The following is a 25240-nucleotide window of genomic DNA, read 5'->3' as shown; positions in this document are numbered from 1 at the left end:
TACGGCGACCCCAGCGACACCGAGATCGCCGCCTACGTCGAAAGCGGCGAACCGCTCTTCGTCGCGGGCGCCTTCACCCTCGACGGCCGCTCGGCCCCTTCATCGACGGCATCGACGGCGACCCCGGCAACGTCATCGGCCTCTCCCTGCCGCTGCTGCGCCGCCTGCTCGCCGACCTGGACGTGGCCATCACGGACCTGTGGACGTGAACTGACCGCGCAGCTCCCGCGCACCTGACGCGGATGTGCCGCGGTCTGCCGCTGTCGGCGGCTTCGTCCGGCGCCGGGCGGCCCCGTGCAGCAAGCTGACCGCATGACGAAACTGGCGACAGTCGCAGAACTGATCAGTTACCCCGTCAAGGGCTGCGCGGGGGTCCCGGCGACCGAGGCGGAGCTCACGCCCGCCGGGCTCCCCTACGACCGGAGCTTCATGGTGGTCGGCGAAGGGGGCGTGTACCGCAGCCAGCGCAGAGACCCCAAGCTGGCACTGATACGCCCCGAGGTCGGCGCCGAGGGAACCCAACTCACCTTACGGACCACGGGAGTTGATCCGGTCCGTATCCCGGTGGCCATCGACGCGGCGAGGACCCCCGTCGACCTGTTCGGAGTGCCGTATCAGGGCATCGACCAGGGCGAGGCGGCCGCCCGGTGGCTGTCCGCCGTGCTCGGCGCGCCCAGCCGCCTGGTGCGGGTACCGCCGGAACACGACCGGGTGGAGGACGGTCACTACTCCGGCACCTCCGGTTACGCCGACAGCCACGCCCTCCACGTCCTGTCCCGGGCCACGCTCGACGACCTCAACGCCCGCTACGCCGCGGCCGGCAAGCCGGCTCTGCCGATGAGCCGTTTCCGGCCGAACATCGTGGTCGACGGATGGGATGCGCCGCACCAGGAGGACCACGCACGGCGGGTGGTGATCGGCGATGCCGAGCTGGGGTTCGCCAAGCCGGCCATCCGCTGTGCCGTCACCCTGGTCGACCAGGACAGGGGCGCCAAGGCCGGACCCGAGCCGCTGCGCATGCTCGCCTCCTACCGGCGGGCGCCGGAGGGGGGCGTGGCATTCGGGGCGCTGTACTGCGTACTGCGGACGGGGAAGCTGGCGGTGGGCGACGCATTCGCCGTTGCCGAAAGAGCCGGAGAAGTCGAAGGAGTTGAAGGAAGTCCGCCGGGCGCCGGGGCGTCGTAGTGGCCCGGAGCGCTCCGGCCGCCCGGGGGCCGTCCGGGTGGATTCTCCGGGCGGACCGTCCACGATGGCCTGAATCCGGCCCCGGATATTCCGTATCGGCGGGCCGGTACGCGCATCGTGGCGGGACCGCATCACCCCGATGTCAGCGCGAGGAGTGCCCGCCATGCCCAAGATCCTGATCATCGCCGGCGACGCCACCGAGGACCTGGAGTTCTTCTACCCGTACCAGCGGATGCTGGAGGAGGGCTACGAGACCCACGTCGCGGCCCCATCCCGCAAGAAGCTCTCGTTCGTCACCCATGACTTCGTCGACGGCTTCGACACCTACGTCGAGCGCCAGGGCCACTCCTGGCCGTCCGACCTCGCGCTGTCCGAGGTCGATCCGGCCGAGTACGCCGCCCTGGTGCTCCCGGGCGGCCGCGGGCCCGAGTATCTGCGCAACGACCCCGACTTCGGGCGCGTGGTGACGCACTTCTTCGACGCCGACAAGCCCGTCGCCCACATCTGCCACGCGGCCATCGCGCTCGCCCCGCTCGGCGTCCTCAAGGGCCGCCGCACCTCCGCCTACCCCGCCTGTGCGCCGGATGTGGAGCTGGCGGGAGGCATCTTCGTCGACGGCTCGGCGGTCGTCGACGGCAAGGTCGTCTCGGCCCGCGCCTGGCCCGACCAGCCGGACTGGATGCGGGCCTTTGTGCGGGTGCTGCGGGAGGAGGCGCCGGTCGAGGACCGCTGACCTCGTCATGTGTGCGACGGGACCGTAGGCCGCCCGCCCCGCACCGGGGCGGGGCGGCCTCAGAACACCGGCAACGCATACAGCGACTTGCCGCCTGCCGGCGGTCAGGCCGAGCTGGGCACCGTACCGATCCCTCCGCCGCCGCCTTCGCCCTCGCCGTCCGCCGCCGCCGCGATCCGCGTCTCGCCGTACGCCACCAGCGTCATCACGATCATCCCGAGGACGACCATCATCGCGACGAACGCCGCCCAGCCCACCAGCCCGATGGCGAACGCGCCGATCAGCCCGTGGACCACCGCGCAGCTGATGAGGACGATGCGGGTGAACCCGCCGGGCGCGCGGTCGCGCACCGCGATACGCGCCATCACAACGGCGCAGAAGAGCAGATAGAGACCGAAGAGGGCGCCCGCGGCCCACGCTCCGGTGGACATCGCGCCGGGCTTCAGGCCCGCGAGGGACATGTGCTGGTGGTCCACGACGATGCTCAGGATCCAGTTGAGCAAGACGATCCCGAGCGCCTCCAGGACCAGCACCACCGCCGCCACCAGAGCCACCGGTCTGCGTGCCACCACCCCGCCCACCCACTTCCGCCGTATGCCGCTCACTGGCTGATACCGCTGTTACCGCGAGTACCAAAGACATCGCGCACGCTACATGGGGGTCCCCCCTGCTCGTGAAGAGCCTGGGGGAGGGTAATAGCCAAGGCAAGGGTTCTGCGCGGGTGGTGTCACCGGTGGCGTGCGGGTGTACGGGAGACGGCGCGTCGGCCGGGCGAGCGGAGCGCAAAGTTTCCTTCGCCCATTCGTAGGGACTCCACAAAGAATTGACGACCCGCCGAACATCTGCGGCCAGAGACCTAGACCACATCGAGCCTTGGTGCCCGGCCCCCGATTCCGGGCCTACCCTGGGATATCAGGGGTCTTCGGCCCCTCACTGGCGCCATCGGCACGCTCCGTGTGGGCAAGGTCACCACTGGGAACGACTCGGCACGCGGTGTCGCCAGTCCCTAAACTCGCGACGTTAATTAGTTGCGGCGAAGCGCCAAGGAAGGACCCATCGTGCGCAAGGTGCTCATCGCGAACCGTGGCGAGATCGCCGTTCGGGTTGCCCGTGCCTGCCGGGATGCCGGAATCGGGAGCGTAGCGGTCTACGCCGACCCGGACCGGGACGCCCTGCATGTCCGCGCGGCAGACGAGGCATACGCCCTGGGCGGTGACACACCTGCCACCAGTTACCTGGACATCGCCAAGGTGCTGGCCGCCGCCGCCGACTCCGGCGCGGACGCCGTCCACCCCGGCTACGGCTTCCTCTCCGAGAACGCCGAATTCGCCCAGGCCGTTCTCGACGCGGGCCTGACCTGGATCGGCCCGCCCCCGCACGCCATTCGCGACCTCGGCGACAAGGTCGCCGCCCGCCACATCGCCCAGCGCGCCGGCGCCCCGCTGGTCGCCGGCACCCCCGACCCGGTCTCCGGCTCCGACGAGGTCGTCGCCTTCGCCAAGGAGCACGGCCTGCCCATCGCCATCAAGGCAGCCTTCGGCGGCGGCGGCCGCGGCCTGAAGGTCGCCCGCACCCTCGAAGAGGTCCCGGAGCTCTACGACTCCGCCGTCCGCGAAGCCGTCGCCGCCTTCGGCCGCGGCGAGTGCTTCGTCGAGCGCTACCTCGACCGTCCCCGCCACGTCGAGACCCAGTGCCTGGCGGACAAGCACGGCAACGTCGTCGTGGTCTCCACCCGCGACTGCTCCCTGCAGCGCCGCCACCAAAAGCTCGTCGAAGAGGCCCCCGCGCCGTTCCTGAGCGACGAACAGAACGCCGAGCTCTACCACGCCTCCAAAGCCATCCTCAAGGAAGCCGGCTACGAAGGCGCCGGCACCTGCGAATTCCTCGTCGGCCAGGACGGCACCATCTCCTTCCTCGAGGTCAACACCCGCCTCCAGGTCGAACACCCGGTCACCGAAGAGGTCACCGGCATCGACCTCGTCCGCGAGATGTTCCGCATCGCCGACGGCGAAGAACTCGGCTACGACGACCCCGCCATGCGCGGCCACTCCTTCGAATTCCGCATCAACGGCGAAGACCCCGGCCGCAACTTCCTGCCCGCCCCCGGCACCGTCACCCGCTTCGACGCCCCCTCCGGCCCCGGCGTCCGCCTCGACGCCGGCGTCGAATCCGGCTCCGTCATCGGCCCCGCCTGGGACTCCCTCCTGGCCAAGCTGATCATCACCGGCGCCACCCGCGAGCAGGCCCTGCAGCGCGCCGCCCGCGCCCTGGACGAGTTCACCGTCGACGGCATGGCCACCGCCATCCCCTTCCACCGCACCGTCGTCAGGGACGCCGCCTTCGCCCCCGAACTGACCGGCTCCACCGGCCCGTTCACGGTCCACACCCGCTGGATCGAGACCGAGTTCGACAACCAGATCCCGGCCTTCGCCGCACCCGGCGCCGACGAGACCGAAACCGACAGCCGCGAAACGGTCGTCGTCGAGGTCGGCGGCAAGCGCCTGGAAGTCTCCCTGCCGTCCTCCCTGGGCATGCCACTGGCCCGCGCCGCCGTCGCCGGCGGCGCCAAGCCCAAGCGCAAAGCCACCAAGAAGGCCGGCAGCGCCGCCTCCGGCGACGCCCTCGCCTCCCCCATGCAGGGCACCATCGTCAAGGTCGCCGTCGAAGAAGGCCAGCAGGTCACCGAAGGCGAACTCGTCGTCGTCCTCGAGGCGATGAAGATGGAACAGCCCCTCAACGCCCACCGCTCCGGCACCATCAAGGGCCTGACCGCCGAAGTCGGCGCCGCCCTCACCTCCGGCGCCATCATCTGCGAAATCAAGGACTGACGGCACGAGGGCACAAAGGACACAACGGAGGGCGCCCGGCGGAAATCCGCCGGGCGCCCTCCGTATGCCGGTACGACGTACGCAGCAACTCCGTATGCCGTGACTACGAGTTCCCGACCACATCCTCCGGGAACGTCAGCGACTTGCTCATCCACTGAAGCGCGGCGGGAAGTTCGCGCCGCCAGGTGGCGAAGTTGTGACTGCCGTGGTCGAGCACGATCGAGTCCGCCGTCATCGGCGCCCGCACGGCGCCCAGGAACGCCTTCGCCGCCGGATAGTTCTTCTCCCCGGTACGGCTCGTCCCCACCAGGACATTCACCTGCGGTACGGGCAGATGCTTCAGCCGCCACATCAGATCGTGCTCCTGGCGGCGGCGTATCCGGTCCTTGCCGTCCCCGAAGAGATTGCCGGTGGTGGGGTCGTTGCTGACTTTGTAATCGGGCGAGAGGGCCGCCGCAGCGGTGTAGGTCCGGTCGTGCCGCATGGCCAGCTGAAGGGCGCAGCTGCCACCGGACGAGTAGCCCAGCACGCCCCAGCCGCCCGGGTCGTGCCCGACGCGGTAGCGCGACCTCAGCGCGTCCGGCACATCCCTCGCGAAGAACGTCTCGGCCTGCGGGCCGCCGGGCACATCCACACACTGGGTGTCGCGCGGCGGCGCGATGGTGGGCCGCAGCATCACGATGACGGTCGGCTGCATCTTGCCCGTACGGATCAGCTGTGCGGCCGTCTGCGGCAGCCGCAGATGCTGGCCGAGCAGGAACGTCCCGCCCGGGTAGCCGCTGAGCGCGACGACGACGGGGAACCGCTGGCGCGCGTACTGCGGCTGGAAGTACTGCGGCGGCAGGTAGACGTACGCCCCGTCCACGACCCGGGTCCGCTTCCCCACTATCCGTACGGAGTCGACCTTGCCGGCCAGCTCCGGCCGCCCCTTCGGCAGCCCGTGCACCTTGTCCAGCCCGTCCGGCCCGGAGGCCTGGACGAGGCCCTTCGACGGGTCCCCGACGGGCCCGGCCGTCCCGCCGTCGCCCCACTTGCCGACGGCGGCCGGGGCGTCGTCGTACAGGCCCAGCAGCTCGTGCCAGGAGGCGTAGAACTCGAAGTTGGCGTTCACCGCGAGGCCGAGCGTGGCCACGATGGTCAGCTGCGTCGCCACGATGACCCCGAGCCGCCCCAGCAGCGCCCGCGGCCCCCGTCCGGCGAACCGCGGCCACAGCCGGAGGGTGAGCCCCACACAGACCACGGCGACCGCGGCCATGGCGTACAACAGCGATCGACTGGTCAGCCCCATGACGTTCTTCCCCAGATTTCGCCTGCCGTGGTTCCGTTACGTGACCCCACGCCGGACATTCCACGACGTTTTCCCACGGCCCCCGGAAGACCCCGGAAGACCTCATTGCGCCAGGTTTGATGGGCGTTGGGACGGTGGCGTTGCCAGGCGGGCGAGGTGTTCGGGTACGCGATGGCGGGGGTATTCCGGGGGTTCATTTGGTGTCCGCCGGGTGGCCATGAGGGGTCGCGGTGAGGGGCAGTACGGAGCGGGCCGCGCACCGGGGAACGCCCCCGCCCCCGGCCCCGCCCCCGGCCGGAGGAACCATCCGCTTCCGCAGTGGCATCCTGGACCCACCGGGCCGGGACCGGCCGGGGTGAGGGAGGACGGCGATGGGGACCGAGACGGCCGGGCCGCGGCCCGCGGCGAAGGGCTCGACGGCGCAGGTGTCCGCGGCAGCGTACGCGGTACGCCCCATGCGGGCGGACGCGCGCCGCAACTACGAGCGGCTGCTGAAGGAGGCCCGTACGGCCTTCATCGAGCACGGCACGGACAGCTCACTCGAGGACATCGCGCGCCGCGCCGGCGTCGGCATCGGCACCCTCTACCGTCACTTCCCCAACCGTACGGCCCTGATGGGCGCCGTCTTCCAGAGCGAGGTGGATGCGCTCCTGACGTACGCCAGGGAACTGGCCGACGCGCCGCAGCCGTGCCACGCCCTGGTCGACTGGCTGCGCGCGATCATCGCCCACGCCAGCACCTACCGCGGCCTGTCCCGCGCCCTGATGGCGGCGTCGGCGGACGACAGCTCGGGTATGGCGCGGTGCAGCGTGCCGATGCGGGAGGCCGGCGCGGCGCTGCTGAGCCGCGCCCAGCAGGCCGGCGCCGTACGTCCCGACGTGAACATCAGCGATCTGCTGCAACTGACCAACGGCATCGCCCTGGCCGTCGAGGAATCCCCCGACGACCCGAAGCTGGCCGACCGGCTGCTGACCCTCACCCTGAGCGGACTCAAGGCGGACTGCTGACCTCACGGGCCACCGCCCAGCCGGGCCTCAGCACCGCCCCGCCAACCCGCCGAACGACCACAGCCACCACAACGTCAACAGCAACCGACAACGGCTCCTGCCCCGGGTCACCACGACGTACGTGATCAGCGACGCCTTGGCGCCAGATCGGCGACCCGTCCCCCCGGTCCGTCGGTCAGCGACGCGGCCGAGCGCAGCGGTGAACTCCCGCTGCCCGGCGGGAGGTTACGGCGCTGGCCGGGCAGCGGCACGTCCCGTCGGGAAGCCCTGCGCTCCCCGGCGGCGCCCTCCGCGCCGGGCTGGCCCGCGCCCTGGCCGGGCCCCGCGCCACTGGCGACCGCGATCTGCACGCCCTGATCGGCCAGGGCCTGCAATTCGGTCGCGGCGCGGTCGTCGTGGGCCGGTGGCTCGTCCGTGACCAGCCGGGTGATGACGTCCGTGGGCACGGTCTGGAACATCGTGTCGGAGCCGAGCTTGGTGTGGTCGGCGAGCACCACCACCTCCCCCGCCGCCTGTACCAGCGCACGGTCGACGCTGGCGGAGAGCATGTTGGAGGTGGACAGGCCGCGCTCGGCGGTCAGCCCGCTGCCGGACAGGAAGGCGCGCGATACCCGCAGGCCCTGGAGGGACTGCTCGGCACCGCTGCCGACCAGCGCGTAGTTGGAACCGCGCAGTGTGCCTCCGGTCATCACGACCTCGACGCGGTTGGCATGGGCCAACGCCTGGGCGACCAGCAGGGAGTTGGTGACCACGGTCAGGCCGGGCACCCGGGCGAGCCGGCGGGCCAGCTCCTGGGTGGTGGTCCCGGCGCCGACCACGATGGCCTCGCCCTCTTCGACGAAGCCCGCGGCGAGATCGGCGATGGCCGTCTTCTCGGCGGTCGCTAGATGGGATTTCTGCGGGAATCCGGACTCGCGGGTAAAACCTCCCGGCAAGACCGCCCCGCCGTGGCGGCGGTCGAGCAGCCCTTCCGCCTCCAGCGCCCGCACATCCCGCCGTACGGTCACTTCGGAGGTCTGGACGACACGGGCGAGCTCCCGGAGCGACACCGCTCCGTTTGCGCGCACCATTTCAAGGATCAATTGGCGACGTTCTGCAGCGAACACGAAACTGACAGTAACGCCAACGCCCGTCTGTTTTCAGCAGGTTGCACCAAATACCGGAAGTTGCGCATGGCGCACCCGGTGTCGTGATATACGGCGCGCACCGCTCGAACTCATGGGTGCGGAATACGGTTTGACTGTTGGTCAGGTAATGCGCCCAGCCGTGTGTTCAGCCGTCCGGCCCATGCCCCCGGGGCCGCCGGCTACTCGTTCGCCGACTTGCGGGTGTGCAGCTGACGCGCGACCTCCGCGAGGGAGCCGGAGAGCGACGGGTAGACCGTGAACGCGCTGGCGATCTGCTCGACGGTGAGGTTGTTGTCGACCGCGAGGGAGATCGGGTGGATCAGTTCGCTGGCGCGCGGGGAGACGACGACGCCGCCGACGACGATGCCCGTACCGGGGCGGCAGAAAAGCTTGACGAAGCCGTCGCGGATGCCCTGCATCTTGGCGCGCGGGTTGCGCAGCAGCGGCAGCTTCACGACCCGGGCGTCGATCTTGCCGTTGTCGACGTCGGCCTGGGAGTAGCCGACGGTGGCGATCTCCGGGTCGGTGAAGACGTTGGCGGAGACGGTCTTGAGGTTCAGCGGTGCGACGGCGTCGCCGAGGAAGTGGTACATGGCGATGCGGCCCTGCATGGCGGCGACGGAGGCGAGGGCGAAGACGCCGGTGCAGTCGCCGGCCGCGTAGACGCCGGGCGCGGTGGTGCGGGAGACCTTGTCGGTCCAGATGTGGCCGGAGTCCTTGAGCTTGACGCCGGCCTCCGTCAGGCCGATGCCCGCGGTGTTGGGGATGGAGCCGACGGCCACCAGGCAGTGCGTACCGGAGATGGTCCGGCCGTCGGCCAGGGTGACCTCGACGCGGTCGCCGACGCGCTTGACGGCGGCGGCGCGCGAGCGGGCCATGACGTTCATGCCGCGGCGGCGGAAGACGTCCTCCAGGACGGCGGCGGCGTCCGGGTCCTCGCCCGGCAGGACGCGGTCGCGGGAGGAGACGAGGGTGACGCGGGAGCCGAGCGCCTGGTAGGCGCCGGCGAACTCGGCGCCGGTGACGCCGGAGCCGACGACGATGAGCTCTTCGGGGAGCTCGGTCAGGTCGTAGACCTGGGTCCAGTTCAGGATGCGTTCGCCGTCCGGCAGGGCGTCCGGGATCTCGCGGGGGTGCGCGCCGGTGGCGATCAGTACCGCGTCCGCGACGAGGTGTTCCTCGGTGCCGTCGGCGGCGGTCACCGTCACCCGGCGGGAGCCGTCCGGCGACTGACCCGGCTCCAGGCGGCCGCGGCCGCGCATCACGCGGGCGCCGGCGCGGGTCACGGAGGCGGTGATGTCATGCGACTGGGCGAGTGCGAGGCGTTTGACGCGTCGGTTGACCTTGCCGAGGTCGACGCCGACGACGCGCGCGGGGCGGTCGACGTACGGCGTGTCGTCCTCGACGATGATGCCCAGCTCCTCGTAGGAGGAGTCGAAGGTGGTCATCACCTCGGCCGTCGCGATCAGAGTCTTCGACGGAACGCAGTCGGTCAGTACCGACGCCCCGCCCAGACCGTCGCAGTCGACGACGGTCACCTCCGCGCCGAGCGAGGCGCCCACCAGGGCCGCCTCGTATCCGCCGGGTCCGCCACCGATGATCACGATCCGAGTCACGTACTCCATTGTCCCGCACGCCTCCGCGACGCTCTCCCCGGGGGCCGGTGTAGGCGTGTAGTGGCTGGCGGGGCGGGGTCCGTCCGGCCGCTTTGTACGAATCTCCGGTAGCAATCCGGTATCAAGAGCCGACCCGGGAACCTCCCGTACCCTCGGAACCATGTCGCTCTACGCCGCGTACGCCGGCAACCTCGACGCGCGGCTGATGTCCCGCCGCGCACCGCACTCGCCGCTGCGCGGCACGGGCTGGCTGAACGGCTGGCGGCTCACCTTCGGCGGCGAGCAGATGGGCTGGGAGGGCGCCCTGGCGACGCTCGTCGAGGCCCCGCGCTCGCAGGTCTTCGTCGCGCTCTATGACATCGCGCCGATGGACGAGGAGTCCATGGACCGGTGGGAGGGCGTGGGCCTGGACATCTATCGCCGGATGCGGGTGCGGGTGCACACGCTGGAGGGCGACGAGCCGGCCTGGGTCTATGTCCTCAACGGCTATGAGGGCGGTCTGCCCTCGGCCCGCTATCTGGGCGAGATCGCGGACGCCGCGGAGTCGGCGGGCGCGCCGCACGACTATGTGATGGAGCTGCGGAAGCGGCCCTGCTGAGCGGTGGCGGCCCGCTGAGGGCCGCGCGCCCGGCGGGATCACCGGGCGGGGCCGTGCTCCGTGCGGGTGTCGCCTCCGGTGGTGTGCGACGCGCCCGGGATACGGCGTTGTGAGAAGACACAAGCCGACGACCCCAGGACCGTGGGCAGTGACATCTACGCGCGTAGGGGATTAGCGGCTACCCTCGTCCGCGTGAACGCATCTGTTACCCCCGACATCGCCCGCGACCCCCAGGCCGCCGCGGACGCCGCCGCCGCCCGACTGCGCGAGCTCACCGGCGCCGAGACCCACGACGTCGCCCTGGTCATGGGCTCCGGCTGGGCGCCCGCCGCCGAGGCCCTGGGCGCGCCCGAGCACGAGTTCCCGGTCACCGAGCTGCCCGGCTTCCCGCCGCCCGCCGTGGCCGGTCACGGCGGCAAGATCCGCTCGTACCGCGTCGGCGAGAAGCGTGCGCTGGTCTTCCTGGGCCGTACGCACTACTACGAGGGCCGTGGGGTCGCCGCGGTCGCGCACGGCGTCCGTACCGCCGCCGCGGCCGGCTGCAAGACCATCGTGCTCACCAATGGGTGCGGCGGTCTGCGCGAGGGCATGCGCCCCGGCCAGCCGGTCCTGATCAGCGACCACCTCAACCTCACCGCGACCTCGCCGATCGTCGGTGCGAACTTCGTCGACCTGACGGACCTGTACTCGCCGCGGCTGCGCGCGCTGTGCAAGGAGGTCGACCCGAGCCTGGAGGAGGGCGTCTACGTCCAGTTCCCCGGCCCGCACTACGAGACCCCGGCCGAGATCAAGATGATCCGCACCCTGGGCGCCGACCTGGTCGGCATGTCCACGGTCCTGGAGGCCATCGCCGCCCGCGAGGCGGGTGCCGAGGTGCTCGGTCTGTCGCTGGTGACGAACCTCGCCGCGGGCATGACGGGCGAGCCGCTCAACCACGAAGAGGTGCTGCAGGCCGGCCGCGACTCCGCGACCCGGATGGGCAGCCTGCTCGCCCAGGTGCTCGGCAAGCTCTGAGCCCGTGTCCTTCGGCGGCCGGCCTGCGGGTCCCCCCGGACGAAGTCCGGGGGAGGGTGGTACGAGATGTACGGCACCCGCCGGGCCGCCCCGCCGCCCCCGCAGTGCCATTGGCCGGTACTGCGGCTCGAAGTACCCGCGCAGTGGGTAGGCGTGACGAGCCGAGCGCTCCCCCTCCGCACTGCCCGTCCGCATTGACCTGACCGTCAGGAGCATCACGTGGCTACCGATCGCACGGAGCTGATCACCCGGGCCGTGGCATGGCTGGCCGAGGACCCCGACCCGCAGACCCGGGAGGAGCTGGCCGGGCTCATCGCGGCCGAGGACACCGACGAGCTGGCCGTCCGGTTCTCCGGCACCCTGCAGTTCGGCACCGCCGGGCTGCGCGGCGAGCTGGGTGCGGGCCCGATGCGGATGAACCGCTCGGTGGTCATCCGCGCGGCGGCCGGTCTTGCCGCGTATCTCAAGGCGAAGGGTGACGGCGCGGGGCTGGTCGTCATCGGTTACGACGCCCGCCACAAGAGCGCCGACTTCGCCCGTGACACCGCGGCCGTGATGGTCGGCGCGGGTCTGCAGGCCGCGGTGCTGCCGCGTCCGCTGCCCACGCCCGTCCTGGCCTTTGCGATACGGCATCTGGGCGCGGTGGCCGGCATCGAGGTCACCGCCAGCCACAACCCGCCGCGGGACAACGGCTACAAGGTGTACCTGGGTGACGGCTCGCAGATCGTGCCGCCCGCGGACGGCGAGATCGCGGCCGAGATCGCCGCGATCCGCTCACTGACGGATGTACCTCGGCCCGAGGCCGGCTGGGAAACCCTCGACGACGAGGTTCTGCGGGCGTATCTGGCGCGTACGGACGCCGTGCTGACCCCCGGCTCCCCCCGCGATACGCACGTCGTTTACACGCCGATGCACGGCGTCGGCCGGGACACGCTCGTCGCCGCCTTCGCGCGGGCCGGCTTCCCCGCCCCGACGGTCGTCGCCGAACAGGCCGAGCCGGACCCGGACTTCCCCACCGTCGCCTTCCCCAACCCGGAAGAGCCCGGCGCGATGGATCTCGCCTTCGCCACCGCCCGGTCCGTGGGCCCCGGCGCCGTCGACATCGTCATCGCCAACGACCCCGACGCGGACCGCTGCGCCGTCGCCGTTCCGGCTCCCGGGACCGAGGACGGCTGGCGGATGCTGCGCGGCGACGAGGTCGGCGCGCTGCTCGCCGCCCACCTGGTCGGCAAGGGGGCGTCGGGGACCTTCGCGACCACGATCGTCTCGTCGTCCCTGATGTCCCGGATAGCCGCCGCGTCGTCCCTCCCGTACGAGGAGACGCTGACCGGCTTCAAGTGGCTGGCCCGGGTGGACGGCCTGCGCTACGCCTTCGAGGAGGCGCTGGGCTACTGCGTCGACCCGGAGGGCGTACGCGACAAGGACGGCATCACCGCCGCCCTGCTGATCACCGAACTGGCAGCGGAACTGAAGCGGTCCGGGCGCACCCTGAGCGATCTGCTGGACGACCTCGCGCTGGAATTCGGTCTGCACGCCACCGACCAGCTCTCGGTCCGCGTCGAGGACCTGTCGTTGATCGCCGATGCCATGGGCCGGCTGCGGGAGCAGCCCCCGGCGTCCCTCGCGGGCCTGACGGTGACCTCCTCCGACGATCTGAACAAGGGCACCGAGACGCTGCCGCCGACCGACGGGCTGCGCTACTACCTGTCCGGTTCGGCGGGCTCGGGCGTGGGTGCGGCCCGGGTGGTCGTCCGCCCCAGCGGCACCGAGCCGAAGCTGAAGTGCTACCTGGAGGTCGTGGTCCCGGTGGCGTCGGCGGCGGAGCTGCCGACGGCGCGGGAGACGGCCGCGGCGGTGCTGGCCGCGGTGAAGGGTGACCTGGCGGCGGCGCTGGGGATCTGAGGGGCCCGGGGCGGGCGAGCCCGCCCCTCCCCTGACGGGTGACCCCGTTACTGCATCTGCCGCAGCCCTCCCCCGCCCCGTGCCCCCGGCGCGGAACCCTGGAGCCGGACGACGACCACGTCGCGCCGCCCGGCCTCCAGGAGTTGCGCAGTGCCCACGACCGCGCCCCGTCCGCCCGCCGCCGTCCCCCCACCGCCGGCGCCGTCATCGGCCCGGCGTCGGGCCCTGGCCGCAGCGCCGGCCGCGGCGCTGCGCAGGGCCGCGCCCGCGCTGCTCGGGTACACCGCCGTCCGTCTCCTGGGCACGCTGGTCCTGATGCGGTGGGCGCATCTGCGGCACCACGGGCTGTGGCCGCTGCTCGCCGCCCAGTGGGATTCGCGCTGGTATCTGGGTATCGCCGAACACGGTTACGCCCGCGCCCTGAGCCCGGATGTGTTCGACGTGAACAACCTGGCTTTCTTCCCCCTCTACCCGGTGGTGGTCAAGGCCGTCGCCGCGATCACGCCCGGCTCCCGTGCCACCGTCGGGGTGGTCGTCGCCGTCGGGTGTTCGCTCGTGGCGGCGTGGGGGATCTTCGCGGTGGGTGAGCGGCTGCACGGGCGCCGGGTCGGCGCCGTGCTGGCCGTCCTGTGGGGGGCCACCCCGGTGGCCCTGATCCAGTGGATGGGGTACACCGAGTCCCTGTTCACGGCGCTGGTCGCCTGGTCGCTGTATGCCGTACTGGCAGGCCACTGGGTCCGGGCCGGTGCCCTCGCCCTGTTCGCCGGTCTCACCCGTCCTACGGGGCTCGCCATCGCCGTGGCCGTCTCGCTGTGTGCCCTGGTCGCCCTGTGGCGGTGCCTGCGCTCCACGGGTGCCGGGCGCGCCCCGGAGCCCGGCCGGTCCGCCGCCCCCACCGCCCCCGCCGTCCCGCGCCTCCTCGCCGCCGTCTTCCTCGCGCCTGCCGGCTGGCTGGGTTACGTCGGCTGGGTGGGCCTGCGTCTGCACCGGCCCGACGGCTACTTCGCCGTACAGAAAATGTGGCGCAACGAATGGGACGGCGGAGCCGAGACGCTGCGCTCGCTGCGGTCGATCCTCGGTTACCAGGCGCGGCCGCAGCTCTTCTTCGTCGTCGTCTCGCTGGTGCTCGCCGGGTCCGTGGTGCTCTATCTGCTCTGCCTCGCCGACCGGCAGCCGCTGCCGTTGCTGCTGTTCAGCGGTGTTCTGCTGGCGATCGTGCTGGGCAGCGGCGGCGTGTACTTCCCGCGCGCCCGGTTTCTGCTGCCGGGGTTCCCGTTGCTGCTCCCGGTGGCGGTCGGCATTGTCCGCGCCCGCCGCCGGACCGCCGTACTGGCGCTGGGGGGCGCGGCTGTGGGCTCCGCCTATCTGGGCGCGTACATGACGTTGGTGTACCCGGGAGCCCCTTGAACCCTGGCCAGGCGGTTCTAGAGGGCCAGCATCACGACCAGGCCGATCGCCCCCACCGCGATCGGCGCGAGGACGGGGTAGGACCAGCGCACCACGGGCTCGCCCTGGGCGCTGTCGCGGTGCCCGGCGCGTTCCTTGATCTCGCGCAGTTCGTCGAGGGTCTGGTCGGCCATGGCGCGCGGCACGGGGCCGGCGTCGGCGTCCATGCCGAAGCGGGCCCTGGGCGCGCCGCTCGCCGCCTGGCGGCCGACCTTCTTGCGCTGGCGCAGGGAGACCGGAATCGCCCACAGCTGGAACTTCCCGCGGCTGGTGAACACCTCGGCGGAGAACGCCGCCCGCAGGTCCTCGACGGCGCTCCAGGGCAGGGTGATCGTACGGAAGGGGTTGCGTACCGTCAGCCGGTCCGCGCCCGCCCGCACCAGCGGCCGCAGGGTGAACGCGATGACCAGCGGCACCCCGAGCAGCAGCAGGAACACCGTCGTGAGCTTGGTGTGCGCGCCGCCCCGCAGCAGTGCGTCGCCGCCGAGCCAGAGTCCGAGCAGGAGGAGCAGCGCACCGCCTACCAGGGCCGCGGGCGAGCGGTAGCTGCGGTCCGCGTACTGCTGCTGAGCGGGGGTGGACTGTTCCTGGCTCGTCATGCTGCCGATTGTGCCTGACCGTCCGGATGCCGGACATTGCGTTACGGCATCATTCGCGCCCGGTACGGAGGCCGTCCGAAGCCGCGGCGGGGCCGCCGGAAAGCCGTGGGTGAGCCGCCGTGGTGGTGCGACGGGGCGGTGCCGGAAGGACATCCGGCGGGCTTCAGGGGGATGACATGTTGCTACGCGCGTAGATATGCTCCCCTCGTGACCATGCCCATCACTGTTCCCGCATACGGCAAGGAAGCCGCGGGGCGTCTGGCGTCAATGGCGGATGTCACCGCCGACGACGGTGCGCTGCGCCGCTTCCTCCACGGCCTCCCGGGGGTCGACGCGGTCGGCCTGCAGGCTCGCGCCGCCACCCTCGGCACCCGCTCGATCAAGACGACGGCGAAGGCGTATGCCATCGATCTCGCCATCTCGATGATCGACCTGACGACCCTCGAAGGCGCGGACACCCCGGGCAAGGTCCGGGCGCTGTGCGCCAAGGGGGTCAGCCCCGATCCCTCCGACCGCACCGCCCCCAAGGTCGCGGCGATCTGCGTCTATCCCGACATGGTCGCGACGGCCAAGGAGGCGCTCGGCGACTCCGGCGTTCATGTCGCGTCCGTCGCCACCGCCTTCCCGGCCGGCCGCGCCGCGCTGCCGGTCAAGCTCGCCGACACCCGTGACGCGGTCGCGGCGGGCGCCGACGAGATCGACATGGTGATCGACCGGGGCGCTTTCCTCTCGGGCCGCTATCTGTCGGTCTTCGAGGAGATCAAGCAGGTCAAGGAGGCGTGCGTACGGCCCGACGGCAGCGCCGCGCACCTGAAGGTCATCTTCGAGACCGGCGAGCTCCAGACGTACGACAACGTCCGCCGGGTTTCCTGGCTCGCGATGCTCGCGGGCGCCGACTTCATCAAGACCTCGACCGGCAAGGTGGCCGTCAACGCCACCCCGCCGGTCACCCTGCTGATGCTGGAGGCCGTCCGCGACTTCCACGCGGCGACCGGCGTCCAGGTGGGTGTGAAGCCCGCCGGCGGCATCCGTACGACCAAGGACGCCGTCAAGTACCTGGTGATGGTCAACGAGACGCTGGGCGAGCCGTGGCTGACCGCCGACTGGTTCCGCTTCGGCGCCTCCAGCCTGCTGAACGATCTGCTGATGCAGCGCCAGAAGCTCAGCACCGGCCGCTACTCCGGCCCCGACTACGTAACGGTGGACTGACCGCTATGAACTCAGCATTCGAGTACGCGCCGGCCCCGGAGTCCCGCGCGGTCGTCGACATCGCGCCGAGCTACGGGCTGTTCATCGACGGCGAGTTCACCGAGGGCTCGGGCGGTGGGCTGGCCAAGACCGTCTCGCCCGCCACGGAAGAGGTGCTGGCCGAGTACACGCAGGCCAACGCCGAGGACGTGGACCGGGCCGTGAAGGCGGCCCGTAAGGCCTTCGAGAAGTGGTCCGTGCTGCCCGGTGCGGAGCGCGCCAAGTACCTCTTCCGGATCGCCCGGATCATCCAGGAGCGCTCGCGCGAGCTGGCCGTCCTGGAGTCGCTCGACAACGGCAAGCCGATCCGCGAGTCCCGCGACGCCGATCTGCCGCTGGTCGCCGCGCACTTCTTCTACTACGCGGGCTGGGCCGACAAGCTCGACCACGCGGGGTACGGGCCCAGCCCGCGCCCGCTGGGCGTCGCGGGCCAGGTCATCCCCTGGAACTTCCCGCTGCTGATGCTGGCGTGGAAGATCGCCCCGGCGCTGGCGACCGGCAACACCGTCGTCCTCAAGCCCGCCGAGACCACCCCGCTCTCCGCGCTCTTCTTCGCGGACATCTGCCGCCAGGCGGGCCTGCCCAAGGGTGTCGTCAACATCCTTACGGGAGACGGCTCCACCGGCGCCGCGCTGGTCGCGCACCCCGACATCAACAAGGTGGCCTTCACCGGCTCCACCGGGGTCGGCAAGGCCATCGCCCGTACGGTCGCCGGCACCGACAAGAAGGTGACCCTGGAGCTGGGCGGCAAGGCGGCGAACATCGTCTTCGACGACGCGCCCATCGACCAGGCCGTCGAGGGCATCGTCAACGGCATCTTCTTCAACCAGGGGCACGTGTGCTGTGCGGGCTCGCGCCTCCTGGTCCAGGAGTCGATCGCCGACGAACTGCTGGACGCCCTCAAGCGCCGTATGCAGACCCTGCGCGTGGGCGACCCGCTCGACAAGAACACCGACATCGGCGCCATCAACTCCGCCGAGCAGCTGGCCCGGATCACCGCCCTCGTCGACGCGGGCGCGGCCGAGGGCGCCGAGCGCTGGTCCCCGGCCTGCGAACTGCCCAGCGCCGGCTACTGGTTCGCGCCGACGCTCTTCACCGGCGTCACCCAGGCGCACCGCATCGCCCGCGAGGAGATCTTCGGCCCGGTGCTGTCCGTCCTGACCTTCCGTACGCCTGAGGAAGCGGTGGAGAAGGCGAACAACACCCCGTACGGGCTGTCCGCCGGAATCTGGACGGAGAAGGGCTCGCGGATCCTGTGGATGGCGAGCCGGCTGCGTGCGGGCGTCATCTGGTCCAACACGTTCAACAAGTTCGACCCGGCCTCGCCGTTCGGCGGGTACAAGGAGTCGGGCTACGGCCGCGAGGGCGGTCGCCACGGCCTGGAGGCGTACCTCAATGTCTGAGCGGCTCAGTGTCCTGAAGACCTACAAGCTGTACGTCGGGGGGAAGTTCCCCCGGTCCGAGAGCGGGCGGGTGTACGAGGTGGCGGACTCGAAGGGCGGCTGGCTGGCCAATGCGCCGCTGGCCTCGCGCAAGGACGCCCGGGACGCGGTGGTCGCCGCCCGTAAGGCGTTCGGCGGCTGGTCGGGCGCCACGGCCTACAACCGCGGTCAGATCCTCTATCGCGTCGCCGAGATGCTGGAGGGCCGCCGCGAGCAGTTCATCGCGGAGGTCGCCGACGCGGAGGGGCTGTCCAAGGCGAAGGCCGCCGCGCAGGTGGACGCGGCCGTCGACCGCTGGGTCTGGTACGCGGGCTGGTCCGACAAGGTCGCCCAGATCGCGGGCGGCGCCAACCCGGTGGCGGGGCCGTACTTCAACCTCTCCTCGCCCGAGCCGACCGGTGTGGTCGCGGTCCTGGCCCCTCAGGAGTCGTCCTTCCTCGGTCTGGTCTCGGTGATCGCCCCGGCGATCGTCACCGGGAACACGGTGGTCGTGGTGGCCTCCCAGGACTCCCCGCTGCCCGCGCTCTCCCTGGCCGAGGTGCTCGCCACCTCCGACCTGCCGGGCGGCGTCGTCAACATCCTCTCCGGCCGTACGGCGGAGATCGCGGCTCCGCTCGCCGCCCACCAGGACGTCAATGCCCTCGACCTGGCGGGCGCGGATGCCGAGTTGGCGAAGGATCTGGAGACGGCCGCGGCCGACAACCTCAAGCGGGTGCGGCGCCCGCCCGTCGCCCGCCACCGCCCTTCGCAGGAAGCGCTTCGCGCTGCCCCTTCTGATGGGACCGACTGGACCGCCGACCCGGGTACCGACCGCCTGCTCTCCTTCCTGGAGACGAAGACGGTGTGGCACCCGATGGGTGTCTGAGGCCGGGCGCCTTCGGCGTTGAGATACGGGGTCCCTTCCGCTGCGGAAGGGACCCCGTATCCGTGCGGCGGGACGATACGACCATGACGTCGGCAGGGACACGTCACATGCGTCCCGGACCGGCGATCCCCCAGGAGCGGGCAACGGATGAAATGGAGCTGTTCGTGGGCGCCTGGGACGGCCGCCGAGCGGACGGCCGGGCCCCTCACCGTGGCAGCACTCGGCGGCTTACCCGGGCAGCACCCGCATCGCGGTGCCGACCAGCGGCAGGTCCTTCGGGGCGGCGCCGCCCGCGAGGGTGCCGGTCACCGTCGTGGTGCCCACCGGCTTGAAGTCGGCGATCTGGGTTTCGACGCCGTTGGTCAGCGGGTCGACCGCGGTTTTGGCCAGCGGGTCGAGCTGGAATCTCTTGATCATGCCGGTGGTGCCCGCGACGTCGGTCCACAGGCCGCGGGCCGGCCCGTGCGCGGCGGCGTCGGCGCCGCGTGCGGGTCCGGCCGTGGGCGCGGTCGCCGCGCTCGCCGTTGCCGCGCTGCCCGCTGCCAGCGCGGCGCCGGCCGCGGAGACCGCCAGCGCGGTGTGCAGCAGCGTGCGGGGGATGCGGCTGGGCTTGGGGTGTGCGTGTGAAGCCATGAGCGGTGCCACCTGCCTTGGAGTAATCATTCGACTGCGTAGAGTAGTTGACGCCGCGTCGGCGGATCCACCTCGCACGCCGGGGTACTCCCAACGGCCCAATGCCCGACAATGGGTACCCGTGACCTCCCAATCCTCCGCCCGCGTCGTCCTGCTGACCGGCCCCTCGGGCTCCGGCAAGACGTCCCTCGCCGCGCTGACCGGCCTGCCCGTCCTCAACCTCGACGACTTCTACAAGGAGGGCACGGACCCGACGCTGCCACCGCTGCCCAACGGCGGTGGCGCCGACTGGGACTCGCCGCGGTCCTGGGACGCCGATGCCGCGGTCGCCGCGATCGCCGCGCTGTGCCGGACGGGAGGTACGTCCGTCCCCGTGTACGACATCTCCGTCAGCGCCCGCGTCGGCGCGTCGCGGCTCGAACTCGGCGGCGCCCCGCTGTTCATCGCGGAGGGCATCTTCGCGGCCGATGTCATAGCGGGCTGCCGCGCCGCGGGGCTGCTGGCCGACGCGCTGTGCCTGCGCGGCCGCCCCACCACCACCTTCCGCCGGCGCCTGGCCAGGGATCTGCGCGAGGGCCGTAAGTCGGCGCCGTATCTGGTGCGCCGCGGTCTGCGTCTGCTGCGCAACGAGCGGTCGATCGTCGCCCGGCACACCGCACTGGGCGCGTATGCCTGCGCCAAGCCGGAGGCGCTGGCGCGCATTTCGGCCGCGGCGGCGGCTGCGGTGGACCTGTCCGTGCGCTCCTGACGCACCCGGCCGTACGCTCACCGGGCGCGGCCCGAACGGCCGCCGACCGCGAACGAGGGGATGCAGGCCGATGCCCAGGCAGCACAGCTATCGCACCAGCGTCACTTGGACCGGCGACACCGGCTCCGGGACGAGCGGCTACCGCGCGTACGACCGGGATCACGAGGTGCGTGCCGAGGGCCCGCCGCCGCTGCCGGGCACCGCGGACCCGGCGTTCCGCGGCACGGCCGACCGCTGGAATCCGGAGCAGCTGCTGCTCGCCTCGCTCGCGCAGTGCCACATGCTGTCGTATCTGGCGCTGTGCGCGCTGGGGCGTGTGGTCGTCGTCGGGTACACGGACGAGGCGGTGGGCACGATGGCGGAGGACGGTGCCGGCGGAGGAAGGTTCACGGAGGTGGTGCTGCGGCCGCGGGTCGAGGTGGCGTCGGCGGACGATGCCGAGCGGGCGCGGGCGCTGCACGCCGAGGCGCACAAGAAGTGCTTCATCGCCAACTCGGTGAATTTCCCGGTGCGGCACGAGCCGGTGGTGGCGGTGCGGGGCGCGTAGCTCTGCCCCGGCCGCGGCGCTCCTGGCGTCCACGGTGCATACGAAGAAGCGGGCTCGGACAGACCCCCCGGCCGCCCGAACCCGCTTCTTCTCCCCCGTGTTCCCCCTACTTTCCCCCGTATCCCCCGATACATCCGGTCTTGGTTGATTGCTCGCCCTTGGCCGGTTTCCCCCGTATCCCCGTTTCCCCCGGTTTTCCCCCGTCCCCGTTCCCCTCGGGCACGTTCCCCCGGTTTCCCCCCGCCCTCAGGCCACCAGCTCGCCGAAGGACTCTTCCTCGTCACGGCCGAAGCTGAGGACCTCGTCCTCGCGCAGCCGGCGCAGGGCGCGCCAGATGCTCGACTTCACCGTGCCGACACTGATGTTGAGGATGTCCGCGATCTCGGGGTCCGTGCGGCCCTCGTAGTAGCGCAGCACCAGCATGGTGCGCTGCGTCTCGGGCAGCCGGACCAGTGCCTGCCACAGGACGGCGCGCAGCTCGGTGCCACGCATCGCGTCCACGTCGCCGGCCGTCTCGGGCAGTTCCTCGGTCGGGTATTCGTTGAGCTTGCGGCGGCGCCAGGCGCTGATGTGGAGATTGGTCATGGTGCGCCGCAGATAGCCGCCGAGCGCCGCCTTGTCGCTGATCCGGTCCCACGCCCGGTAGGTCGAGAACAGTGCGCTCTGCAGCAGGTCCTCGGCCTCGTAGCGGTCGCCGGTCAGGTGGTAGGCGGTGGCGTACAGGGAGGCGCGGCGCTCCTGGACGTAGGCGGTGAAGGCCGCTTCGGCCTCGGCCGCCTCCGACGCGGAGCGCCGTTCCCCCGTGTCCTCCCTGTACTCCGTTCCCCCGTTGTTTCCCCCGTGGCTCCCGTGTCCCCCGTCGGCCCCGGTGAATGACACCGACGTCGCGTCGATGGCCACCATGTACGGCGGCCGCTGACGCCCGGTGCCGCGCGCGCACCCCCGTCCGCTCACGGCACCGGACTTCTCCCCGGCCCTGACGACGTCATGGAGTCGCGTGATAACTGCGCTGGAAGTGGTGCCGTGCAGTGTGTTCATCTCGCGCCCCCCGTCGTAGAGCCAGCTCGTTCGGTGTGTCCCGGGTGTTGATCTCTCCCGGTGCCCAAAAGACTGCCAACCCAGTTTCATCACGTTGTCTGCCGACTGTCACAGCCCTGTCACAGGGGCTGGTGAGGTACGGCGCGGGGGCACCGCACGACCGGGGCACATATGAGAGGGGGCCACTGGTCGATCTCCTGGGGTCCCATGGGCCAGAATGGCGAGGTGCCTTTCCTGTTGCTGATCGAGGACGACGACGCCATCCGCACGGCCCTCGAACTCTCCCTGTCTCGCCAGGGTCACCGTGTGGTGACCGCGGCGACGGGCGAGGACGGCCTGAAGCTGCTGCGCGAGCAGCGCCCGGACCTGATCGTGCTGGATGTGATGCTGCCGGGCATCGACGGTTTCGAGGTGTGCCGGCGGATCAGGCGTACGGACCAGCTGCCCATCATCCTGCTCACCGCGCGCAACGACGACATCGACGTCGTGGTGGGGCTGGAGTCCGGTGCGGACGACTATGTCGTCAAGCCGGTGCAGGGGCGGGTGCTGGACGCCCGTATCCGGGCCGTACTGCGCCGCGGGGAGCGGGAGTCCAGTGACTCGGCGACCTTCGGCTCGCTGGTGATCGACCGCTCCGCGATGACGGTCACCAAGAACGGCGAGGATCTGCAACTGACGCCGACCGAGCTGCGGTTGCTGCTGGAGCTGAGCCGCCGGCCCGGACAGGCGCTGTCGCGGCAGCAGTTGCTGCGTCTGGTGTGGGAGCACGACTATCTGGGCGACTCGCGTCTGGTGGACGCGTGTGTGCAGCGGCTGCGCGCGAAGGTGGAGGACGTGCCGTCGTCGCCGACCCTGATCCGTACGGTCCGCGGTGTCGGCTACCGGCTGGACTCCCCGCAGTGACGGGACGCATCACCGAGAGCAGCAACGACGACAGGAGCGAAGACGCCGCGGCGCCCGTACCGGGCGGCCGTCCCGCGCGGCTGCTGCGGCGCGCCTCCGGGCTGCTGCGCTGGACGAGCCTGCGGCTGCGGCTGGTCGTCGTCTTCGCGCTGGTGGCGCTGACCGCCGCGGTCTCCGCGTCCGGTATCGCCTACTGGCTCAACCGCAACACCGTCCTGGACCGCACGCAGAATGCCGTGCTCAATGACTTCCGTAAGTCGCTGGAGGACAGTACGCGGTCGCTGGCGGCGCGGCCGCGGTGCTCCGAACTCCAGGATGCGGCGCGGCAGATGGCGGGCGGGCCGCAGAATTACGCGGTGCTGCTGATCGGCGTGGACCGGGAGGGCAAGGCCTGCGCGGCCACCACCGACAAGGATCTGCTGACGCTCAAGAGCGTGCCGAAGACGCTGCGTACGGCGGTGAACGAGGTGCGGCCGGTCGATGAGTCCAACCGCTTTGCGCACCATCTGTACTGGCAGCGCCAGGAAGTAGGGGACGTCCCCTATCTGGTCGCCGGGGCGAAGGTGATCGGCGGCGGCCCGACCGGTTACATGATGAAGTCGCTGGCCGCCGAGCGGCAGGACCTCAACTCCCTGGCCTGGTCGCTGGGGATCGCCACCGCGCTGGCGCTGGTCGGCTCGGCGCTGCTGGCGCAGGCCGCGGCGACGACCGTGCTGCGGCCCGTCCAGCGGCTGGGGTATGCGGCGCGGCAGCTGGGCGAGGGGCGGCTGGACACCCGGCTGCGGGTGACCGGCACCGATGAACTCGCGGACCTCTCCCGTACGTTCAACCGCACGGCGGAGCGGCTGGAGCAGCGGGTCGAGGAGCTGAGCGCGCGGGAGGCGTCCTCCCGGCGGTTCGTCGCCGACATGTCGCACGAGCTGCGCACGCCCCTGACGGCGATCACCGCGGTCTCGGAGGTGCTGGAGGAGGAGGCCGACTCCCTCGATCCGATGATCGCGCCCGCGGTGCAGCTGGTGGTCAGCGAGACCCGGCGGCTGAACGACCTGGTGGAGAACCTGATGGAGGTCACCCGCTTCGACGCGGGGACGGCCCGGCTGGTGCTGGACGATGTCGATGTCGCCGACCAGGTGACCGCGTGTATCGACGCGCGGGCCTGGCTGGACGCGGTCGATCTGGACGCGGACCGCGGCATCGTGGCCCGGCTGGACCCGCGGCGGCTCGATGTCATCCTGGCGAATCTGATCGGCAATGCCCTCAAGCACGGCGGCTCGCCGGTACGGGTGTCCGTGCACACCGAGGAGACCGAGCACGCCGAGCACACCGAGCACGCCGGCCTCCCCGAGCAGGCCGACCGCGCCGGGGATGCGGAGGATGCGGACGGCCTGGAGGGCGAGGCGGCCGGAAGCGGGGAGCTGGTGATCCGGGTGCGGGACCACGGTCCCGGCATCCCGGAAGAGGTGCTGCCGCACGTCTTCGACCGCTTCTACAAGGCGAGTGCGTCCCGGCCGCGGTCGGAGGGCAGCGGCCTGGGCCTGTCCATCGCGTTGGAGAACGCGCATATCCACGGCGGCGAGATCACCGCCGCCAATCTGCCCGAGGGCGGCGCGGTCTTCACGCTGCGGCTGCCGATGGACGCGTCCCGGCTGACGGACGGCGGGCAGGGCGGCGAGGGCCGCAATGCCGGCGGCGCGGCCGGCAAGGGCACGGAGGGGGACCGATGACGATCCGGGGTGCCCGGGGGTGGCGGCGGACCGCCGCGGTGGCGGCGCTGGCGCTGGCCGCCGCGGGCTGCGGTATCCGGGGTACGTCCGTGCCGGTGGATGCGGGCGGCGCGCCGTCGCGGGTGAGCTGCAAGGTCCTGGCCGGCGCTACGGAGCCGGCCGCGCCCGATGGCGTTCAGGTCCCCGTCTATCTGGTGTGCAGCTCCACGCTGGCCCAGGTGGAGCGTTCCGTGCCCCGGCCCAAGAGCACGACGGCCGCGGCCATCCGTCTGGATTCGGCGCGGGCGCTGCTGGCGGAGCTGCGGCAGCAGCCCTCGTCGGCGGAGAGCGGAGCCGGGTTCAGCAGCGCGGTGCCCGAGGATCTGAAGGTGACCGGCCCGCACGCGGGCGACCCCGCGGACGCGCTGCGGCTGAGCATCCGTCCCGACGATCTGCCGTCGTTCGCGCTGGCGCAGCTGGTGTGCACCTACGGCGCGGCCCCGGCGCTGGGCCGTAGGCATGCGGCGGTGCTGGGCGGGCCCGGCAAGGACGCGCCGCACCGCTACGACTGCTCCGCCGATGTGCTCGCCAACCCGGACATCGCCCAGAACGCGGGCTGGGGCGACCCGCTGTCCCAGGAGGACTGAGTACGGGGTTCCCCAGGGGGCGGGGCCTGTGCCCGTACAGGTCGGGCCACGGTGGCGGGTCCGGTCCCGGTGGCGGGCATCCGGCCAAGACGGGCGCAACAGGGCGGAACCGCGGCCCCCGCT

Annotated in this window: 23 protein-coding genes and 1 pseudogene; 17 read left to right on the top strand and 7 right to left on the bottom strand. The window is 71.6% G+C overall.

What is annotated here, in order from left to right; genetic code table 11:
- The 3 genes and pseudogenes from ACZ4S3_RS07815 to ACZ4S3_RS07805 all read left to right on the top strand — a co-directional run.
- Window positions 1-209: pseudogene (locus ACZ4S3_RS07815) on the top strand (Maf family protein); the annotation flags it as partial.
- 112 nt (window positions 210-321) lie between these two features.
- On the top strand, window positions 322-1185 hold the full coding sequence (locus ACZ4S3_RS07810) for an MOSC domain-containing protein (protein ID WP_467929620.1): 864 nt from the start codon (window positions 322-324) through the stop codon (window positions 1183-1185).
- Window positions 1186-1348: 163 nt separating this feature from the next.
- Window positions 1349-1918 carry a DJ-1/PfpI family protein gene (locus tag ACZ4S3_RS07805; protein ID WP_467927885.1) on the top strand — a complete coding sequence of 190 codons (570 nt, stop codon included), beginning with the start codon at window positions 1349-1351 and terminating at the stop codon, window positions 1916-1918.
- Window positions 1919-2022: 104 nt separating this feature from the next.
- On the opposite strand, the gene ACZ4S3_RS07800 is transcribed toward ACZ4S3_RS07805, so the two are convergent.
- The gene (locus tag ACZ4S3_RS07800) at window positions 2023-2487 is read right to left on the bottom strand and encodes a hypothetical protein (RefSeq protein ID WP_467929616.1); all 465 of its coding nucleotides are present in this window, start codon (window positions 2485-2487) and stop codon (window positions 2023-2025) included.
- 489 nt (window positions 2488-2976) lie between these two features.
- Between ACZ4S3_RS07800 and ACZ4S3_RS07795 the strand changes: the two genes are divergently transcribed.
- Window positions 2977-4746 (top strand): acetyl/propionyl/methylcrotonyl-CoA carboxylase subunit alpha, encoded by a 1770-nt coding sequence (locus tag ACZ4S3_RS07795; protein ID WP_467927882.1) that lies wholly within the window; start codon window positions 2977-2979, stop codon window positions 4744-4746.
- A 103-nt stretch (window positions 4747-4849) separates the two neighbouring features.
- On the opposite strand, the gene ACZ4S3_RS07790 is transcribed toward ACZ4S3_RS07795, so the two are convergent.
- A complete protein-coding gene (locus ACZ4S3_RS07790) occupies window positions 4850-6034 on the bottom strand; it encodes an alpha/beta hydrolase (protein WP_467927879.1) in 1185 nt (394 codons plus the stop codon).
- A 455-nt stretch (window positions 6035-6489) separates the two neighbouring features.
- Here ACZ4S3_RS07790 and ACZ4S3_RS07785 point away from each other — a divergent pair, with 455 nt between their 5' ends.
- Window positions 6490-7041 (top strand): TetR/AcrR family transcriptional regulator, encoded by a 552-nt coding sequence (locus ACZ4S3_RS07785; RefSeq protein WP_467929614.1) that lies wholly within the window; start codon window positions 6490-6492, stop codon window positions 7039-7041.
- A gap of 125 nt (window positions 7042-7166) precedes the next feature.
- Here ACZ4S3_RS07785 and ACZ4S3_RS07780 read toward each other — a convergent pair whose 3' ends face one another.
- Window positions 7167-8111 carry a DeoR/GlpR family DNA-binding transcription regulator gene (locus tag ACZ4S3_RS07780; protein ID WP_467927874.1) on the bottom strand — a complete coding sequence of 315 codons (945 nt, stop codon included), beginning with the start codon at window positions 8109-8111 and terminating at the stop codon, window positions 7167-7169.
- Window positions 8112-8347: 236 nt separating this feature from the next.
- Window positions 8348-9793 (bottom strand): NAD(P)H-quinone dehydrogenase, encoded by a 1446-nt coding sequence (locus ACZ4S3_RS07775; protein WP_467927870.1) that lies wholly within the window; start codon window positions 9791-9793, stop codon window positions 8348-8350.
- Window positions 9794-9944: 151 nt separating this feature from the next.
- On the opposite strand from ACZ4S3_RS07775, the gene ACZ4S3_RS07770 reads away from it, so the two are divergent.
- The 4 genes from ACZ4S3_RS07770 to ACZ4S3_RS07755 all read left to right on the top strand — a co-directional run bounded on the left by ACZ4S3_RS07770 (window position 9945) and on the right by ACZ4S3_RS07755 (window position 14705).
- Entirely contained in the window at window positions 9945-10382 is a 438-nt protein-coding gene (locus ACZ4S3_RS07770) for a gamma-glutamylcyclotransferase family protein (protein ID WP_467927865.1), read from the top strand.
- A 192-nt stretch (window positions 10383-10574) separates the two neighbouring features.
- The gene (locus ACZ4S3_RS07765; protein WP_467927861.1) at window positions 10575-11396 is read left to right on the top strand and encodes a purine-nucleoside phosphorylase; all 822 of its coding nucleotides are present in this window, start codon (window positions 10575-10577) and stop codon (window positions 11394-11396) included.
- A gap of 219 nt (window positions 11397-11615) precedes the next feature.
- The gene (locus tag ACZ4S3_RS07760) at window positions 11616-13298 is read left to right on the top strand and encodes a phospho-sugar mutase (RefSeq protein WP_467927857.1); all 1683 of its coding nucleotides are present in this window, start codon (window positions 11616-11618) and stop codon (window positions 13296-13298) included.
- 150 nt (window positions 13299-13448) lie between these two features.
- Window positions 13449-14705: a hypothetical protein gene (locus ACZ4S3_RS07755; protein ID WP_467927853.1), complete on the top strand. Its 1257-nt coding sequence runs from the start codon at window positions 13449-13451 to the stop codon at window positions 14703-14705.
- Window positions 14706-14722: 17 nt separating this feature from the next.
- Here the strand turns inward: ACZ4S3_RS07755 and ACZ4S3_RS07750 are convergent, their stop codons facing one another.
- Entirely contained in the window at window positions 14723-15343 is a 621-nt protein-coding gene (locus ACZ4S3_RS07750) for a PH domain-containing protein (RefSeq protein WP_467927850.1), read from the bottom strand.
- Between the two features lie 213 nt (window positions 15344-15556).
- Between ACZ4S3_RS07750 and deoC the strand changes: the two genes are divergently transcribed.
- From deoC to ACZ4S3_RS07735, 3 genes are read left to right on the top strand one after another with little or no spacing between them, the layout of a single operon-like run.
- Window positions 15557-16552 (top strand): deoxyribose-phosphate aldolase, encoded by a 996-nt coding sequence (gene deoC / locus ACZ4S3_RS07745; protein ID WP_467929609.1) that lies wholly within the window; start codon window positions 15557-15559, stop codon window positions 16550-16552.
- 5 nt (window positions 16553-16557) lie between these two features.
- On the top strand, window positions 16558-17994 hold the full coding sequence (locus ACZ4S3_RS07740) for an aldehyde dehydrogenase family protein (RefSeq protein ID WP_467927845.1): 1437 nt from the start codon (window positions 16558-16560) through the stop codon (window positions 17992-17994).
- Window positions 17987-18898 (top strand): aldehyde dehydrogenase family protein, encoded by a 912-nt coding sequence (locus tag ACZ4S3_RS07735; RefSeq protein ID WP_467927840.1) that lies wholly within the window; start codon window positions 17987-17989, stop codon window positions 18896-18898. The genes ACZ4S3_RS07740 and ACZ4S3_RS07735 overlap by 8 nt, the downstream gene beginning before the upstream one ends.
- A gap of 228 nt (window positions 18899-19126) precedes the next feature.
- Here ACZ4S3_RS07735 and ACZ4S3_RS07730 read toward each other — a convergent pair whose 3' ends face one another.
- On the bottom strand, window positions 19127-19531 hold the full coding sequence (locus ACZ4S3_RS07730) for a hypothetical protein (RefSeq protein ID WP_467927835.1): 405 nt from the start codon (window positions 19529-19531) through the stop codon (window positions 19127-19129).
- Between the two features lie 121 nt (window positions 19532-19652).
- Here ACZ4S3_RS07730 and ACZ4S3_RS07725 point away from each other — a divergent pair, with 121 nt between their 5' ends.
- Complete coding sequence (locus ACZ4S3_RS07725; RefSeq protein WP_467927831.1) at window positions 19653-20279, top strand: ATP-binding protein; 627 nt, start codon at window positions 19653-19655, stop codon at window positions 20277-20279.
- Window positions 20280-20349: 70 nt separating this feature from the next.
- Complete coding sequence (locus ACZ4S3_RS07720; protein WP_467927827.1) at window positions 20350-20826, top strand: OsmC family protein; 477 nt, start codon at window positions 20350-20352, stop codon at window positions 20824-20826.
- A gap of 246 nt (window positions 20827-21072) precedes the next feature.
- On the opposite strand, the gene ACZ4S3_RS07715 is transcribed toward ACZ4S3_RS07720, so the two are convergent.
- Window positions 21073-21864 carry a SigE family RNA polymerase sigma factor gene (locus ACZ4S3_RS07715; RefSeq protein ID WP_467927824.1) on the bottom strand — a complete coding sequence of 264 codons (792 nt, stop codon included), beginning with the start codon at window positions 21862-21864 and terminating at the stop codon, window positions 21073-21075.
- A 225-nt stretch (window positions 21865-22089) separates the two neighbouring features.
- Here ACZ4S3_RS07715 and afsQ1 point away from each other — a divergent pair, with 225 nt between their 5' ends.
- The 3 genes from afsQ1 to ACZ4S3_RS07700 all read left to right on the top strand — a co-directional run bounded on the left by afsQ1 (window position 22090) and on the right by ACZ4S3_RS07700 (window position 25117).
- Window positions 22090-22767, top strand: coding sequence for a two-component system response regulator AfsQ1 (afsQ1, locus tag ACZ4S3_RS07710; RefSeq protein ID WP_026169550.1), 678 nt, complete (start codon window positions 22090-22092; stop codon window positions 22765-22767).
- A gap of 104 nt (window positions 22768-22871) precedes the next feature.
- The gene (locus ACZ4S3_RS07705; RefSeq protein ID WP_467929605.1) at window positions 22872-24491 is read left to right on the top strand and encodes an ATP-binding protein; all 1620 of its coding nucleotides are present in this window, start codon (window positions 22872-22874) and stop codon (window positions 24489-24491) included.
- Window positions 24488-25117 carry a hypothetical protein gene (locus ACZ4S3_RS07700; protein ID WP_467927820.1) on the top strand — a complete coding sequence of 210 codons (630 nt, stop codon included), beginning with the start codon at window positions 24488-24490 and terminating at the stop codon, window positions 25115-25117. The genes ACZ4S3_RS07705 and ACZ4S3_RS07700 overlap by 4 nt, the downstream gene beginning before the upstream one ends.
- The last annotated feature ends 123 nt before the right edge of the window (window positions 25118-25240 follow it).

This window comes from Streptomyces sp. NPDC028368 (assembly GCF_055565615.1).
This window is presented reverse-complemented; position numbering and strand designations above follow the sequence as displayed.